The organism is Amnibacterium kyonggiense, assembly GCF_004364555.1.
GTDB lineage: Bacteria > Actinomycetota > Actinomycetes > Actinomycetales > Microbacteriaceae > Amnibacterium > Amnibacterium kyonggiense.
Window position 1 is genome coordinate 1,584,322 of record NZ_SOAM01000001.1, and the last position, 14,351, is coordinate 1,598,672.

Here is a 14,351-nt window from a genome sequence, read left to right on the forward strand (position 1 = left end):
GCCCCTGGGATGTCGGAGGGCGCAGGCAGGCTGACCCGATGCCCTCCTCCGCCCCGCTGATCGACATCGGCCGCATCTACGCGGAGCCGGCGGCGCTCGACCTGCCGCGGGGGCGCGAGATCGTGGCGCGCTGGCCGGACGCGACGATCGTGCCGGTCGAGAGCCACTGGCGGATCCCCGAGCTGCACGGCGACGAGGCGAACGTGCGGCGCTGGGTCCGGATCAAGCGCGAAGCACTCGTCGTCGGCGTGAAGAAGACGCTCACGGTGCGGCCGAACGGGCGGAGCGCGGACTTCATCGCGCCCTCCACGGCGAACGGCTGCGCGATGGCGTGCGCCTACTGCTACGTCCCGCGCCGCAAGGGGTACAGCAATCCGATCACGGTCTTCGCGAACATCGACCGCATCGCCGGTTCGATCGTCAAGCACCTGCGGACGCAGGGGCCGAAACCGGAGCCGAACCAGTGCGACCCGCTCGACTGGGTCTACGACCTCGGCGAGAACAGCGACTGCTCCGCCGACGCGCTGCTCAGCGACAACGTGCACGACCTCGTCGACCTGTTCACGAGCGTCGACGGGGCGAAGGCGTCCTTCGCGACGAAGTACGTGAACCGCGAGCTCCTGAAGTGGGACCCGAAGGGCCGCACCCGGGTGCGGTTCTCGCTCATGCCCGCCGCGATGGCGAAGCTGACCGACATCCGCACGACGCCCGTCCCGGAGCGGATCGCGGCGATCGACGACTTCGTCGCCGCGGGCTACGAGGTGCACGTCAACTTCTCGCCGGTGATCGTCGAGCCCGGGTGGCAGGACGCGTGGCGGGAGCTGTTCCGGCAGCTCGACGCGGGGATCGGCCCCGCGGCGAAGGCGCAGCTCGCGTGCGAGGTCATCCTCCTCACCCACAACGCGGCCCTCCACGAGGTGAACCTCGGGTGGCATCCCACGGCGGAGGAGGTGCTGTGGCGGCCGGACCTGCAGGAGCCGAAGCGCAGCGAGAACGGCGCGATCAACGTCCGGTACCGGACGCACGAGAAGCGCGGGTACGTCCAGGAGCTCCTCGCCCTCATCGCGGAGGAGCTCCCGTACTGCCGCGTCCGCTACGCGTTCTGACCGCTCCGGCGGCTACTCGTTGATCGTCGTGTCGGGGCCGACGGAGGTCGCGTCGATCGCGACGTCGAGGGCCCGGCCGCCGAGCACCTTCACCCGCACGGCGGTGACCTGGTAGCCGGTGCCCATGCCCGCGACCGGCGTCGGGAACGGGGCCACGTCCGGCTGCTCGTTCAGGGTGACCGCGACGACGTCCGGGAGGACGGCGAGCTGACCGGCGATGCGCGACCGCGCCGTCATGAGCGCGGCGCCGAGCGCGGTCCTCGTCGAGGTGATCGCGCCGGTGAGCGGCGTGACGACCTGCGTGCCGACGACGCTCCTGGCGGACCCCGTGAGCTGCGTCGTCGGGATCGCCCGGATCAGCGCGGTCACCGCGGTGAGGTCGAGTCCGATCCCGAGCGGCAGGGACGCGTTCGGCAGCAGGGTGAGCACCGGGCCCGAGACGGTCTCGGTCCCCGCGACGAAGTCGATCGCCCTGCCGGACAGGGTCGCCGTGACGGTGCCGAGACCTGCGATCGGCACGGACAGGTCCGCGCGGATCGTCGTTCCGTCGAGGGAGGTGCTCCACGCCCGGTCCACCGCGTCGACGAGCGCGCCGGACGCGCCGGAGACGCCGGCAGCGATCGCGCTCGTGGTCGCGGCGGACAGGAGGTCGGTGTTGGGCGCGGGTGAGGTCGTCCCCGCGATGGCGCTGAGGTCGACGGTCAGGTCCTTCGTCGCGCCGTTCAGCCGGACCGGCGCGGACGGTGCGGCGACCGTCTGCTGCGCAGCGGTCGTCACGCCACTGAAGTCGCTCGTCACGGTCACCGTCGCGCTCGGCGTGCCGACGGAGGCGCTCAGCAGTGCGCCGACCGCGTTCCGCACCGCGGTCGCCAGGTCCCCGCCCGCCGCGGTGCCGATGGCGGTCTCCGTCGAGCTGGTCGCCGATCCCCCCGTCACCCCCGACACCGCCGCGTCGATCGTGGTGCGGTCCGCGGCGGCCGCGAGCAGGTCGGACACGGCGGACGCCCGGGTCGAGAGGTCGACCGACCGCACCTCGACGGTCCTGGTCAGTGCGGACGAGAGCGACGCGCCCCACCGGCGGACGCACTCGTTCAGCGTCGCCGTCGCGGCCGCGGCGCCGGTCGTGAGCCGCAGCTGCGACAGCTGCCCCGCGGCCGCGGTCCCTCCCGTCACCCCCGCGAGTGCGCTGCTGACGGCGACGCCGCCGACGGTCGGCGCGGTGCCGTTCGTGATCGCCGCGCCGTCGATCGCCCCGCCGGCGGTGACGGCGCCCGCGGCGGCGGAGGAGATGCCGGTGCTCCTCGCGGCGGCGTACTGCGCATGCGCGCCGGTCGGCGACAGCGGAGCGGCGGCCGCGCTCGCGGCGCCGCTCGGCACGGTCGACGTCGCGGCGTCCCGGCCCTGCATCGTGACGCCCGTCGGAAATGCGATCGTCCCGGCGTCGTTGCTCGCGGTCAGCGCCGCGAGCCCAGCGGAGGCGCCGAGCGGCACGCCGGCGACCGAGCCCGCGAGGAAGCGGCTCGTGGAGGTCGTCCGGTAGACGCCGGGCGTCGTGCAGGTCGACGACGCCACGCCGACCGACTGGCCGACGCTCGCGCTGGCGACCCACGCGGCCGTGGTCGGGCGCACGCCGACCGTCACGACGGTCGTCAGGGCGGCCGCGACGGCGAGCGCGCCGATCGTCCGGCGGCGCGCGCTCCGGCGGACACGCTGGGGCCTCATCGTGAGGCGAGGTGGCGGCCGACCTGCTGGCGCGACGCGTGCGGCACCGACTCGCGGTGCCGGGGCCGGATGCGTTCGGGCCAGAAGGCGTAGGCGATGCTGCCGACGATGACCAGCGCGACCGTGAGGACCACGAGCGGCGAGCCGGCGTACCGCAGCGCGTCGGCGACGGGCGGCAGCGGCAGCACGACGCGGCGCAGCGCGGTGACGTCGTAGGGCGTCGGATCCGGCTGCGTGTTCGCGTCGCCCTTGAGGCGGACGACCGCGGAGCGCCCGGAGGGCGCGACGTCCACCGCGAGCACGCGGTGCGTGATGGGCGGGAGGCCGACGCGCTGCACGGTGACGACGTCGCCCACCGCGACGCGGTCGAGCGCGATCGGCACCGACACCGCCACCGACCCGGTCGGGTACGTCGGCGACATCGAGCCGGTGGCGAAGCTGACGAGCCCGAGGCCCAGGACGGCCGAGAGCGTCCACCAGAGCACGCTGAGCAGGCCGCCGAGGGCGGCGATCACGAGCAGCGCGTCGGCGACGCGGCCGGCGGGACGGATCCGGGGCTCCTCGGCCTCAGACCGAGGTCGCATCGAACTGCCAGGCCGGGGTCGTCGTCAGGCCGCCGACGATGTTGGGGACGCCCAGTGGCAGCGAGATCGCGAGGCAGACGCCCACGGGGGAACCCGCTGCGCCGTCGGTCGCCGCCGGCACGCGGAAGGCCGTGCCGCCCGGGCCGGGGGTGAGCGCCGAACCGAGCCCGACGATCGTGTCGCCGACCGACGGCCACGCGGTGCCGGTGCAGTTCCCCCATGCGACGCCGCTCTTCGCGCCGTAGGTGAGGACGTCGACCAGGGCGTCCGAGACGGCGCCGCCCTTCAGCGTGACGTCGGCGCCGCGCGACCCCTTCGCGGCCCGGATGAGGAGGCCGGCGTACACGGTGTCGCCGGGCGTGAGGAGGGCGGCGTTCCCGGTGAAGCTCAGGCTGCCGTTCGAGTTCACGGTCGCGGTCGACCAGTGGTTCCCGTCCAGGCTGATCTCGAGCTTCAGCAGCGACGAGCCGATCCCGTCCGCTCCGGTCGCGATCGTGACGTTCTGCTGCCACGCGGCGAGGGAGGTGACGCTGACGCCGATGCAGAGCGCCAGGCCGGCGGTCGCCAGCGCGAGCACGCGGCGACGGCGGCGTCGTCGCACGGTCGGTGAAGTCATCGGAGCCTCCTCGGATCGCCGCGCTCCTCGCGCGGCGGGGACCAGCGTCCGGGGCTCCCGGCGCGCTGCAGACCACGGCGCGAGGGAGTGCACGATCCGTCGTGCCGGGCCTCACGCGCCCCTGTCCCCAGAGGAAGGGGACCTCGTTCGCGGGGCCCGGGCGCAGCGCCCCGGAGGCTGCGCGACCGTCCCCGGCGGCGGATCACATCGCCTCGGCCCGCTCCAGCATCGCGTCCAGGGCGAGCAGCTCGCCCGTGAACCGGGCGCGCAGGGCGGCCTTCTCGTCGTCGGAGCAGAACGCCGCCTCGACGCCGTTCAGGGCGAGCCGCCGCGCGGTGCGGGCGTCGACGCCGAGCGCGACGAGGCCCTCCCGGTACTCGCGGCCGAGGTCGGTGCGGAAGAACACCGCGTCGTCGGTCGAGATGTTGACGTTCGCGCCGGACGCGATGAGCTTCGCCAGGCGGTGCCCCGGGTCGAGCCGCCAGCCCGAGCAGATCGTCGTCGAGATCGGGGTCGCGTCGAACGGGATCTGCGAGTCGACGACGCGGGCGAGCAGCTCCGGATCGTCGACGACGCGGTAGCCGTGGTCGATCCGGTCGACGCCGAGCACGTCGATGGCCGCGCGGACGTCGTCGGGGGAGGCCGACGGGGTCTCGCCCGCGTGGATCGTCGTGCGGAGGCCGACGCGTCGCGCGAGCGCGTAGGCGTCCGCGAACCGCGCCGGGTCCTCGGCGCCCTCCGCGGTGAGGTAGTCGGCGCCGATCCCGACGACCTCCGGGTAAGGGTTGTCGGCGACGTGCTGCACGAGCTGCACCGCCTCCGCCGGCGTCACCTCCTTGCGGATCGCGACGATCACCTTGAATCCGACGCCGAGCTCCGCCTCCGCCCGGCGCAGCCCTTCGAGGATCCCCTCCATGAGCGGCCGGTACCCGAGGCCGACGTCCGCGAAGGACTGCGGGTTCACGAAGTACTCGCGGTACCGCAGCGCGCCGTCGATCGCCGCCGTGCGGACGCCGTCGAACGCCACCTGCGCGAGCTCGTCCGGCGTGCGCAGCACCTGGTGCGCTGCCTCGAACGCGACGAGGAAGTCGCGGAGGTCGCGGTAGTCGAACAGCTGCTCCGGATCCGTCGTCCGGACGGGCACGCCGTGCTTCTCGGCCTGCGCGATGAGCATCCCCGCGCTCATCGTGGAGACGAAGTGGCAGTGCAGCTCCGTCTTCGGCAGCAGGCGGAGGTAGTCGTCGAGGGCGAGCACCCCGTCATCCCACCACGGGCGGTGCGCGGGCGATCAGCTCGCGCTGCTCGCCGGCGCGGTGCGCTGCGCCGCATCCGGTAGCACCGCCAGCGTCAGCCGGGAGGGGTGGGCGGCGTCGTGGAGCACCTCGACCCGCCCCGGCCGCCCCGACACCGCGTCCGCCTGCGATCCGGCGACGCCGAGATTCACCGCGAAGCGCGGGAAGGCGCCGCCCCCGACCACGACGCGCAGCCGGTGCCCCGCCCGGACGCGGTACGCCGTCGGGAACAGCTCGACCCGGACGGCGAGCACGCCGTCGGCCCCGACCTCGACGTCCTCCGCGGGCACCGTGCTCGGCTCCAGCCGCCGGATGCCCTCCACCACGTTGCGCGAGGTGCCGTGCTCGTCGACGTCGTCGACCCGCACGAACACGTCCGCGTGCTCGAGCTCGGGGCGCACGAAGACCGTCGCCCACACCTCCCCGACGACGTCGAGGTCGGCCGGCTCGGGCGCACCGGTGAACACGAGCACGTCCGCACGGCCCCCGAGCGCGGAGTCGTCCGCCTGCTCGCCCGGCGGGGCGAGGAGCGGTCCGCCCGGCACGGGGGTCGGGTCGTCGGGGTCGAACACGAAGGCGCTCGGCGCCGCTGCATCCGGGGCGGCCGGGTCGAGCCGCCCGGCCGGTGCGAGGAACCGCTCCTCGGTCGTCGTGCCCTCGGGCGGCCAGTGCTCGAAGTCGAGCCACGTCCCCGCCCCCTGCAGGAACAGCCGCACCGGCGGACCGGCGGGCGCCGGGCCGCCGTGCAGGTGGTGCTCGAGCCACTCGATGTCGCTGCGGAGGACCTCCCGGATCTCGGGCGACGCGCCGTGCAGCCAGGGCCCGACCGTGATCCGCACCGGGACGCCGGCGGCCTGCAGCCGGGTCACGTCGCGCAGCTGCGGCTCGAGGAAGAGGTCCCACCAGCCGGTGACCATGTTCACCGGCGGCATGCGGTCGAGCGGTGCGCGGTGGTGGTCGGCGACGTCGAAGAACGGGTCGCCCGGCACGTTGTGGTCGGCGAGGTCGCGCCAGAAGACACCGGGCGCGCCGAGGAGCGCGACGTCCGCCTCCCGCAGCGGCCGGGTCCGCAGCGCCGCCACGAGCCGACGGCGCACGCGAAAGCCGCTCAGGAGCCGGGACGCGAACGGCAGCTCCTGCCGGGCGATCGAGTCACTCCAGCCCAGGCCGTTGATCGCCACGGGGACGCCGTGCTCGGCGAGGATGTCGCGCACCCGCGCGGCCGTGATGTGCATGGAGGCCGCGACGAGCGGCGGGTCCGCGTAGGGCGCGACCGCCCACTGCGTGTGGCCGAAGTAGCTCGCGCCCGTGGTGGCGACGCGGCCGTCGCACCAGCGCTGCGCCCGCACCCAGGCGAGCGTGTCGAGGCCGTCCTCGTGCTCCGCCGTCCACGGGCGGAACGCGCCGCCCGACCCGAAGGTGCCACGCACGGACTGCAGGAGGACCTGGAAGCCGCGCCGCGCGAGCACGATCGCGAACAGCCGTCCGAGCACCGTCCGCCGGCCGTAGGGCGTGCGGATCAGCACGACCGGCAGCGGACCGGCGCCCCGCGGGCGGTAGAGGTCGGCGAGCAGGACCGTGCCGTCCCGCATCGGTGTGCGCAGGTCCCGCGTCCACGCGTAGTCGGTCGTGCCGGCGGGCAGGCCGACGAACCGCTCGACCGCGCGGCGGCCGATCGGGGCGAGCGGGTGGGCACGGCGGCGACGCATGTCCAGCATCCTCCGCCCGCGCGGATCGGAGCCGCCTCGGCCGGAGGACCGCAGCGCTGCGACCCGGTGCGGGCGGCGGACGACCGCGGTGCACGGATGCGCGGTTCCGGCGCGAAATGGGGGCTGCGGCCGGGAGCGCGCGTCCTCCACCCTCGCTCCAGGACAGCGCTGGGGGGCCAGGAATGATGCGGCGATCGGTCGGGGTGCGGGCGCGGGTGCTCGTGGCGGGGGTCGGCGCCGTGCTGCTGCTGACCGGCACGGGCGCCGCGACGGCCGCGACGGCGTCCACGGGCACCGTCCCCGGCGGCGACACGGCGGCCGCCGTGCAGGCGGTCCTCGACCGGGTGCTCGGACCGGGGAACGCGGTGGTGGTCGTCTCGGACACGATCCGCACGTCCTCGGGTACGACCTCGACGCAGGCGTTCGGATCGGGCGTGCCGCAGAGCGTCGTCGCGGCGACGACCGGCACCTCCGCACTGCTCGTGCAGCAGGACGCCGTGAGCAGCACCTCGAGCACGGTCGCGACGCCGGCGGGCGGACTCGTGCGCCAGTCCGTGTCGGTCGCGGTGGACCGCGCGCACCTCGGCGGCCGGAGCGTCGCCGCGATCCGGGCCCTCGTCGTGTCGTCCTCGGGGATCGTCGCCGCCCGGGGGGACCGGCTGTCGGTCGTCGTGACCCGGTTCGCACGTCCGGCGCCGGCGCCGGCGCCGGCGCCGGCGCCCACGCCGCTCACCCTGCTGCTGCCGTACGCGCCGCAGCTGATCTGGGTGCTCGGCGCCGTGCTCGCCCTCGCGGTCCTCGCCGGTGCGGTCCGGGGGAGGCGCCGCCCGGCCTGATCCGCTGTCTTGGCGGTTCCTGACGGCCCGAACGGGAGGCTGGTGCGGTGCCGTCCGCGTCCCGCCCCCGCCGATCCGCCTTCGAGCGGGCGTACACGATCGTCGTCCTGGTCAAGGGGTTCGACGGCGCGGTCGAGCTGATCGCCGGCCTCGTGCTGCTGCTCGCCCCCGACAGCACGGCCGAAGTCCTGTTCTCGATCGCCGACGAGCTCGCCGAGGGCCCCTCGATGCTCCGGCAGACGCTGGCGCAGTCCGTGGAGTCGGCCGGCGGCGGGGTCGCCACCGCCGCGACGCCCTTCGCGGTCTTCCTGCTGGTGCACGGCGTCGTGAAGCTCGTGACCGTGACCGCGCTGCTGCGCCGGGCGATCGCCTGGTACCCGTGGGCGATGGGGGCGCTCGCCGTGCTGCTCGTCGCACAGCTCGTGGACGTCGTCCGGTCGCCGGCCGCCGGCGGTTGGGTGCTCGCCGCGTTCGACGTCGCCGTGCTCGTGCTCGTCGCGTGGGAGTACCGCCGGCTGCGACGGGAGCTCCGCGACGAACGGGCCGCGGCGGAGCCCGCCCGCGCGCCCGACCCGACCGGAGCCCGATGAGCGACACTGCTGCGATGCCGAGGCCCGCCGCCGGTCGTACCGCGCCGCCGCTCCTGCTCGTCGAGGACGACCCCGAGCTCGGCCCCCTGATGGTCGAGGCGCTCGGCGAGGACTACGCCGTCACCCTCGTGCGTGACGGCGACGCGGGCCTCGCTGCGGCGCGGACCGGCGACTTCGTCGTCGTCGTGCTCGACCGCCGCCTGCCCGGCACGGACGGCGTCGCGATCGTGACGGCCATGCGCCGCGAGGGCGTCGCGACCCCCGTGCTCCTCCTGACCGCGCTCGGCTCGGTCGCCGACCGGGTGGAAGGGCTCGACGCGGGCGCGGACGACTACCTCGTGAAGCCGTTCGACGTCGCCGAGCTCGCGGCTCGGCTGCGCGCGCTGCTGCGCGTCCACGGCGACGAGGAGACGGTCGTGCACATCGGCGACTGGGAGTTCCGGCCCGCCAGCCGGCTCATCCACTCGCCGTACGAGGGGCGCAAGGTGCTGACGGAGACGGAGGCGCAGCTGCTGAGCCTCTTCACGCGGCACCCCGACGAGACGCTGGCCCGCGAACGGATCCTCCGGGAGGTGTTCCCGTCCGGGGACAGCGTCGGCACCGTCGACACCTACGTGCACTACCTCCGCCGCAAGACGGAGCGGGACATCATCACGACCGTCCGCGGACGCGGCTACCGGTTGGGGCTGCTCTGAGTGGCACGGGCGGCCCGGAGGACGTCGACGCCCGCTCGGTGCGGGACGCGGCGCTCCGCACCGCCTGGCAGGTCGCGGCGGTCTCGACGGCGCTCGTCGTCGGGATCCTCGGGCTCGCGGCGCTGTTCGTCGTGCACCAGTCCCGGCCGACGGAGCTGCTCGAGAAGCCGGCGCCCGGCGAGACGAAGATCTACGTCGACGCCAACGAGGTGCTCGTCGCGCTCGTCGTGCTCGGGGTGCTCGCCGTCATCGTCGTCGGCTTCGCGAGCTGGCGCATCAGCCGCCGCGCGGTGCGGCCGCTCGGGCAGGCGCTCCGCATGCAGCGCGCCTTCGTCGCCGACGCGAGCCACGAGCTCCGCACCCCGCTGACGGTGCTCGACACGCGCCTGCAGCTGCTGACCCGCCGGCTCGAGCGCGGCGAGCCGGTCGACGAGACGCTGCGGGCGGTCCGGCGCGACACCCGCACGATGATCGAGCTGGTGACCGACCTGCTGCTCGTCGCCGAGGCCTCCGCCGCCGAGCAGCGGGACGAGGGCGGCGCGGACCTGCGGCCGACGGTCCTCGCGGCCGGGCGCGACCTGCAGGTGCTCGCCGAGGAGCGCGGGGTGCGCGTCGAGGTGGCGGTCGCGAACGAGGCGAAGGTCGGGTTGTCGGAGCCGAGCCTCCGCCGCGCGCTCGTCGTCCTGATCGACAACGCGGTCGCCCACTCGCCCGACGGGTCGGCGGTCCGCGTCGACGCCGAGGTCGAGCGCGGGCGCGCCGTCGTGCGGGTGCGGGACGAGGGCGCCGGCATCACCGGCATCGGCGTCGACCAGGTGTTCGAGCGCTTCCGGCACGGTCCGGACGACGGCCGACGTCGCGGCTTCGGCATCGGGCTGTCGCTCGTGCGCGACCTCGCCGTGCGGCACGGCGGTCGCGTCGTCGTCGAGTCGACCTCCGCGGCCGGCACGACGATGCGGCTGGAGCTGCCGATCGTCCGGTGACGGGCCGGCCGAGCGCCGGCGCCGGGACGAGGCGGGCAGCCGGGATCCCTTAGGTTAGGCAGGCCTCAGGAGGTGGGATGAACTTCGCGACGACGCTCGCGCTCGGCGCCGTCGCGGGCGGCACGATCGTGCTCGGCCTCCCGGTCGGTCGGATGCGGTCGCTCGCGCCGACCGCGCGCACGCTGCTCACCGCGTCGACCGTCGGCGTCCTGCTCTTCCTCGTCTGGGACGTGCTCACGCACGCCTGGGAACCGATCGACGCGCAGCTGTCCGGCGGCGCGGACGGCCGGCTGCCGCTGCTCGCGGTCCTGTTCGCCGGCGGCATCGCCGCGGGGCTCTTCTCCGTCGTCGGGTACGAGCGGCTGCTGGAACGGCAGCGCTCGGCGACGCGCGACGCCGTGCTGCCCACCCGCCGGCTCGCGCTCCTCATCGCCGTCGGCATCGGCGTGCACAACTTCGCGGAGGGTCTCGCGATCGGGCAGTCGGCCGCATCCGGTGCGCTCGGCCTGCTCGCCGTCCTCGTGATCGGCTTCGCGCTACACAACGGCACGGAGGGGTTCGGCATCGTCGCGCCGCTCGCTGCGGACGAGCAGCGGCCGAGCTGGGGCTTCCTCCTGCTCCTCGGCCTGATCGGGGGCGCGCCGACCTTCCTCGGCACCGCGGTCGGCTTCTGGTTCGCGAGCGAGGCGGTGAGCGTGCTGTTCCTCGCCCTCGCCGCCGGATCGATCCTCTTCGTCGTCATCCAGCTGCTCGGCGTCGTCGCGAAGGCGCGCCGGACCGACCTGACGGCGCTCGGGGTGTTCCTCGGCCTGCTCGTCGGCTTCGCGACCGATGCCGTCGTGACGCTCGGCGGCGCCTGACCCCCGGTCGTCCTCGGCGTCCTGTCGGGATCGATCAGCAGACTGAGCGGCCCGCCATCGCCTCCGCGTCCCCGCAGGCCGGGCGACCCGGACGAGCAGGAGGCACCGATGAGCGACGAACGTCAGCGGGCCGCCGACGGCGGCGAGGTGCAGCAGGACGCACGGGTCGGCGCCTACGACCTGACCCACTGGTACACGCCGATCGGCCGGACGGTCGCCCGGCTGTTCACCGAGGTCGGGCGCCGCGTCGGCGCGCACCCGGCCCTCGCACTGACGCTGGCGATCGGGATCGGCGTCGCCTTCCTCATGAGCTTCCTCGTGTCCCGCGTCTACGACGCGGTCACCGACCGGAACGGCGTCGCGGCGCTGGACGGGCCGCTGCTGTTCGCCGCGAAGGGGCTGCGGGACCCGGTGACGGACGGGTTCTCGGCGGGGGTCGCGGTGGTGTTCGGGCCGGTCGGGATGCCCGCGATGGCGGTGCTCGCGATTCTGATCCTGTCGGTGCGCCGTCGCTCGGTGACGCCGCTCATCCTCATCGCCGCGGCGGGCGTCGGCTCGCTCCTGATGACGATCGCGGGCAAGGACATCATCGACCGGCACCGGCCGCCGCGCGTCGACGCGATCCCGCCGTTCGAGAGCTCGCCGTCGTTCCCGAGCGGCCACACCTTGAACGCGACCGTCATCGCCGGGATGGTCGGCTACCTGATCTGGCTGCGACGGCATGCGATCGCCGCCCGGGTCGCCGCGATCGCGGTGCCCGTGGTCATCGCGATCGTCGTCGGGCTGACCCGCATCCTGCTCGGGGCGCACTGGTTCACCGACGTCCTCGCCGGCTGGCTGCTCGGCGCGGCGTGGCTCGCCCTCGTCGTCACCGCCCACCGCCTCTACCTGACGGCGCGGCGACACGGGGCGCCGCCGGGCCCCGAGGGGACCGAGGTCCTGGGCGGCCGCGGCCGGCGGGCCGGCTCGGGCTGACCGCCCGGGCGGGTCAGGCGCCGCGGAGGATGTAGCCCACGCCGCGCACCGTGTGGATCGACGCCGCCGAGCCGAGCGCGGTGAGGTGCCGCCGGATCCGATGCAGGTAGGTGTCGAGCGTGTTCCCGTTCACGCGGGCACCCGGCACCCAGGCCGCGCTCACGAGCTCGCCGCGTCGGACGAGCCGCCCGGAGTGGGCCAGGAGCTCCGCGGCGAGGCGGAACTCCGTCGGGGTGAGCAGCCGGGCCTCGTCGCCGGCGCAGAGCGCGAAGCGCTCGGCGTCGAGGTGCAGGCCCTCCACGGCCGCCGGCGGGTCGACCCGGCGCGCGAGCGCCTCGATGCGGGCGACCAGCTCCGCGAGCGCGAACGGCTTGACGACGTAGTCGAGCCCGCCGGCCGCGAACCCCTGCACGACGTCGTGCACCTGGCCGAGCGCGGTGAGGAACATCGTCGGCGCCTGCTGCCCGTTCGCACGGAGGACGCGGCAGAGATCGCGGCCGTCCATGTCGGGCAGGCCGACGTCGAGGACGAGCACGTCGATGTCCTCGTCGCCGGTGAATCGGCGGATGGCCTCCGCGCCGGACCGGGCGAACACCCCGGTGTGCCCGACCGTGGTCAGGCACTCGCCGAGGAGCCGCACGATCGCGGGGTCGTCCTCCACCAGACCGACCGTCAGCCGCCGGGTCGCCGTCGTCACACCGTTCATGCCACGCCCTCCTGACCGCTCATCGGGATGGAGCCGTCGGCGCCGCGAGCGGAGCGGGCGCGGACGGTGAGGAGCGCGACGAGGAGGACGAACAGGACCAGCAGGACGCCGCTGACGGGGCCCGGGCCGAGGTCGAGGCCGCCGCGGTCGCGCGACACCGCGAGCCAGTCGGCGAAGGAGGCGCCCAGCGGGCGCGTCGTGACGTAGGCGATCCAGAACGTCGCGATCGCCCCGCGTCGGGTCGCCGCGAAGAACACGCCGGGTGCGGCGAAGACGATCAGGAAGAGGACGCCGGAGCCGAGGTAGCCGAGGCCGAGGGAGGTCGCCGTGAGGTCGCCCGCGGCCGTGCCGAGCGCGAAGGTCGCCATGACCGCGGCCCAGTAGAACCCCTCGCGCCGCGCGGTGGTGATCCCGTGGACGGACAGCGTGCGCTCGACGCGCCACCAGACCAGGAACACCGCGGCGAGCACGATCGCGAAGCCCGCGGTCGAGGCGGCGTACGGGACGCCGAGGCCGACGTGCAGCACGTCCGCCGCCATGGTGCCGAACACGCTCACCATCAGCGCCGCGGTCCAGTACCGGGCCGGGTGGTAGCCGCGGGCGCGGAACTGGACGACGAGCGCGACGACCAGCACGAGCAGGGCCGCCGGCACCACGAGCTCGGGCGCGAACGTGCGGACGAGGAAGTCGGAGGTCGTCTCGCCCATGCCCGTCGTGAGCACCTTGACGATCCAGAACGCGGCATCCGGCTCGGGGACGCGCCGGACGCCGCGGGGCACGCCGGCTCGGAGCGGGGAGGTCACGGGACGATCGTCCGACCGGGGCAGCAAGAATCCGTCAAGAACCGGCGACACGCGCATCCCGCCGTTCCGTTTGTCCGCCCGCCGTCTTGGACGTTCCTCAGCGCGGGCGGGCGATCATCCGCAGATGGATGTGCAGGCGCTGCTGGAAGCCGTCGGACCGTGGGCGCTCGCGGTGATCGCGGGATTCGTGTTCATCGAGTCCGGGCTGCTGTTCCCGTTCCTCCCCGGCGACTCGCTCCTCGTCACGGCCGGGCTCGAGCACCAGGCCCTCGGCCTGTCGGTGCCGGTGATCGCGATCGTCGCGTTCGTGGCCGCTGCGGCCGGCGACCAGGTCGGCTACCTGCTCGGCGACCGGTTCGGGTATCGACTGTTCAAGGACGACGCGCGGATCCTCAAGACCGCGCGGCTGCGCGAGACGGAGGCGTTCTTCGAGCGGTACGGCGGCCGGGCGCTCGTGCTCGGGCGGTTCGTACCGGTGATCCGCACCTACGTCCCGCTCGCCGCGGGGAGCGCCCGCTACCCGTACCGGCGGTTCCTGCCCTGGAACCTCCTCGGCGCCTTCCTGTGGGCGGTCGGCGTCACGATCGTCGGCTCGCTCCTCGGCGGCGTGCCGTTCATCACCGACAACATCGACGTCCTGCTCACCGTCGTCGTGCTCGTCTCCGTGCTGCCGGTGATCATCGATCAGGTGCGCAAGCGGGTCCGCGCCCGCCGCGTCGCCCGCGTCGAGGAGGGGTAGCCGCCGTCCGGGACCTTCGAATCCGCGAATGTCCCGACGCGGCGCTCAGCCCTCGACCTCGCCCCGCCCCGCCCCGCCTCAACGCCTCGCCTCGCCTCGCCTCGTTGGTCGAGGTGCGATCGGAGCGAGCCTCGA

Annotated in this window: 15 protein-coding genes; 8 read left to right on the forward strand and 7 right to left on the reverse strand. The window is 74.6% G+C overall.

Translation table 11 applies throughout. The annotated features are described in order from the left end of the window. Positions 1-38: 38 nt before the first annotated feature. On the forward strand, positions 39-1,106 hold the full coding sequence (locus CLV52_RS07975; RefSeq protein WP_133765679.1) for a spore photoproduct lyase family protein: 1,068 nt from the start codon (positions 39-41) through the stop codon (positions 1,104-1,106). A gap of 12 nt (positions 1,107-1,118) precedes the next feature. Here CLV52_RS07975 and CLV52_RS07980 read toward each other — a convergent pair whose 3' ends face one another. From CLV52_RS07980 to CLV52_RS08000, 5 genes are all read right to left on the reverse strand, one after another. Then, complete coding sequence (locus tag CLV52_RS07980; RefSeq protein WP_133765680.1) at positions 1,119-2,828, reverse strand: choice-of-anchor G family protein; 1,710 nt, start codon at positions 2,826-2,828, stop codon at positions 1,119-1,121. Further along, positions 2,825-3,412 carry a S24/S26 family peptidase gene (locus CLV52_RS07985; protein ID WP_133765681.1) on the reverse strand — a complete coding sequence of 196 codons (588 nt, stop codon included), beginning with the start codon at positions 3,410-3,412 and terminating at the stop codon, positions 2,825-2,827. Before CLV52_RS07985 ends, CLV52_RS07980 begins: the two co-directional genes overlap by 4 nt. Continuing rightward, entirely contained in the window at positions 3,396-4,028 is a 633-nt protein-coding gene (locus CLV52_RS07990) for a hypothetical protein (protein ID WP_133765682.1), read from the reverse strand. Before CLV52_RS07990 ends, CLV52_RS07985 begins: the two co-directional genes overlap by 17 nt. 202 nt (positions 4,029-4,230) lie before the next feature. Continuing rightward, complete coding sequence (gene add / locus CLV52_RS07995; protein ID WP_133765683.1) at positions 4,231-5,283, reverse strand: adenosine deaminase; 1,053 nt, start codon at positions 5,281-5,283, stop codon at positions 4,231-4,233. A gap of 33 nt (positions 5,284-5,316) precedes the next feature. Continuing rightward, positions 5,317-7,029, reverse strand: coding sequence for a CocE/NonD family hydrolase (locus CLV52_RS08000; protein ID WP_133765684.1), 1,713 nt, complete (start codon positions 7,027-7,029; stop codon positions 5,317-5,319). A 185-nt stretch (positions 7,030-7,214) separates the two neighbouring features. On the opposite strand from CLV52_RS08000, the gene CLV52_RS08005 reads away from it, so the two are divergent. The 6 genes from CLV52_RS08005 (at position 7,215) to CLV52_RS08030 (ending at position 11,968) form a co-directional block, all read left to right on the forward strand. After that, entirely contained in the window at positions 7,215-7,865 is a 651-nt protein-coding gene (locus tag CLV52_RS08005; protein WP_162850754.1) for a flagellar M-ring protein FliF C-terminal domain-containing protein, read from the forward strand. A gap of 47 nt (positions 7,866-7,912) precedes the next feature. Further along, positions 7,913-8,455 (forward strand): DUF2127 domain-containing protein, encoded by a 543-nt coding sequence (locus tag CLV52_RS08010; protein ID WP_133765686.1) that lies wholly within the window; start codon positions 7,913-7,915, stop codon positions 8,453-8,455. A 14-nt stretch (positions 8,456-8,469) separates the two neighbouring features. Next, entirely contained in the window at positions 8,470-9,150 is a 681-nt protein-coding gene (locus CLV52_RS08015; RefSeq protein WP_133765687.1) for a response regulator transcription factor, read from the forward strand. Between the two features lie 38 nt (positions 9,151-9,188). Further along, positions 9,189-10,133: a sensor histidine kinase gene (locus CLV52_RS08020; RefSeq protein ID WP_133765688.1), complete on the forward strand. Its 945-nt coding sequence runs from the start codon at positions 9,189-9,191 to the stop codon at positions 10,131-10,133. A 77-nt stretch (positions 10,134-10,210) separates the two neighbouring features. Beyond that, a complete protein-coding gene (locus CLV52_RS08025) occupies positions 10,211-10,993 on the forward strand; it encodes a ZIP family metal transporter (RefSeq protein ID WP_133765689.1) in 783 nt (260 codons plus the stop codon). A gap of 108 nt (positions 10,994-11,101) precedes the next feature. Then, a complete protein-coding gene (locus CLV52_RS08030; RefSeq protein ID WP_133765690.1) occupies positions 11,102-11,968 on the forward strand; it encodes a phosphatase PAP2 family protein in 867 nt (288 codons plus the stop codon). 13 nt (positions 11,969-11,981) lie between these two features. Here CLV52_RS08030 and CLV52_RS08035 read toward each other — a convergent pair whose 3' ends face one another. Both CLV52_RS08035 and CLV52_RS08040 read right to left on the reverse strand, forming a co-directional pair. Next, positions 11,982-12,674: a response regulator transcription factor gene (locus tag CLV52_RS08035; RefSeq protein WP_133765691.1), complete on the reverse strand. Its 693-nt coding sequence runs from the start codon at positions 12,672-12,674 to the stop codon at positions 11,982-11,984. Further along, a complete protein-coding gene (locus CLV52_RS08040) occupies positions 12,671-13,477 on the reverse strand; it encodes a COG4705 family protein (protein ID WP_246018015.1) in 807 nt (268 codons plus the stop codon). The genes CLV52_RS08035 and CLV52_RS08040 overlap by 4 nt, the downstream gene beginning before the upstream one ends. A 124-nt stretch (positions 13,478-13,601) precedes the next feature. On the opposite strand from CLV52_RS08040, the gene CLV52_RS08045 reads away from it, so the two are divergent. Continuing rightward, positions 13,602-14,216, forward strand: coding sequence for a DedA family protein (locus tag CLV52_RS08045; RefSeq protein ID WP_133765693.1), 615 nt, complete (start codon positions 13,602-13,604; stop codon positions 14,214-14,216). Positions 14,217-14,351: the final 135 nt, after the last annotated feature.

Excerpts from the sequence above, each read along its gene's own strand:
- CLV52_RS08005 (WP_162850754.1), top strand. The coding sequence starts at position 7,215 with ATGCGGCGATCGGTCGGGGTGCGGGCGCGGGTGCTCGTGGCGGGGGTC.
- CLV52_RS08035 (WP_133765691.1), bottom strand. The coding sequence starts at position 12,674 with ATGAACGGTGTGACGACGGCGACCCGGCGGCTGACGGTCGGTCTGGTG.
- CLV52_RS07985 (WP_133765681.1), bottom strand. The coding sequence starts at position 3,412 with ATGCGACCTCGGTCTGAGGCCGAGGAGCCCCGGATCCGTCCCGCCGGC.
- CLV52_RS08025 (WP_133765689.1), top strand. The coding sequence starts at position 10,211 with ATGAACTTCGCGACGACGCTCGCGCTCGGCGCCGTCGCGGGCGGCACG.
- CLV52_RS08000 (WP_133765684.1), bottom strand. The coding sequence starts at position 7,029 with ATGCGTCGCCGCCGTGCCCACCCGCTCGCCCCGATCGGCCGCCGCGCG.
- CLV52_RS07990 (WP_133765682.1), bottom strand. The coding sequence starts at position 4,028 with ATGACTTCACCGACCGTGCGACGACGCCGCCGTCGCCGCGTGCTCGCG.
- CLV52_RS08030 (WP_133765690.1), top strand. The coding sequence starts at position 11,102 with ATGAGCGACGAACGTCAGCGGGCCGCCGACGGCGGCGAGGTGCAGCAG.
- CLV52_RS07975 (WP_133765679.1), top strand. The coding sequence starts at position 39 with ATGCCCTCCTCCGCCCCGCTGATCGACATCGGCCGCATCTACGCGGAG.
- CLV52_RS07980 (WP_133765680.1), bottom strand. The coding sequence starts at position 2,828 with ATGAGGCCCCAGCGTGTCCGCCGGAGCGCGCGCCGCCGGACGATCGGC.
- CLV52_RS08045 (WP_133765693.1), top strand. The coding sequence starts at position 13,602 with ATGGATGTGCAGGCGCTGCTGGAAGCCGTCGGACCGTGGGCGCTCGCG.
- CLV52_RS08015 (WP_133765687.1), top strand. The coding sequence starts at position 8,470 with ATGCCGAGGCCCGCCGCCGGTCGTACCGCGCCGCCGCTCCTGCTCGTC.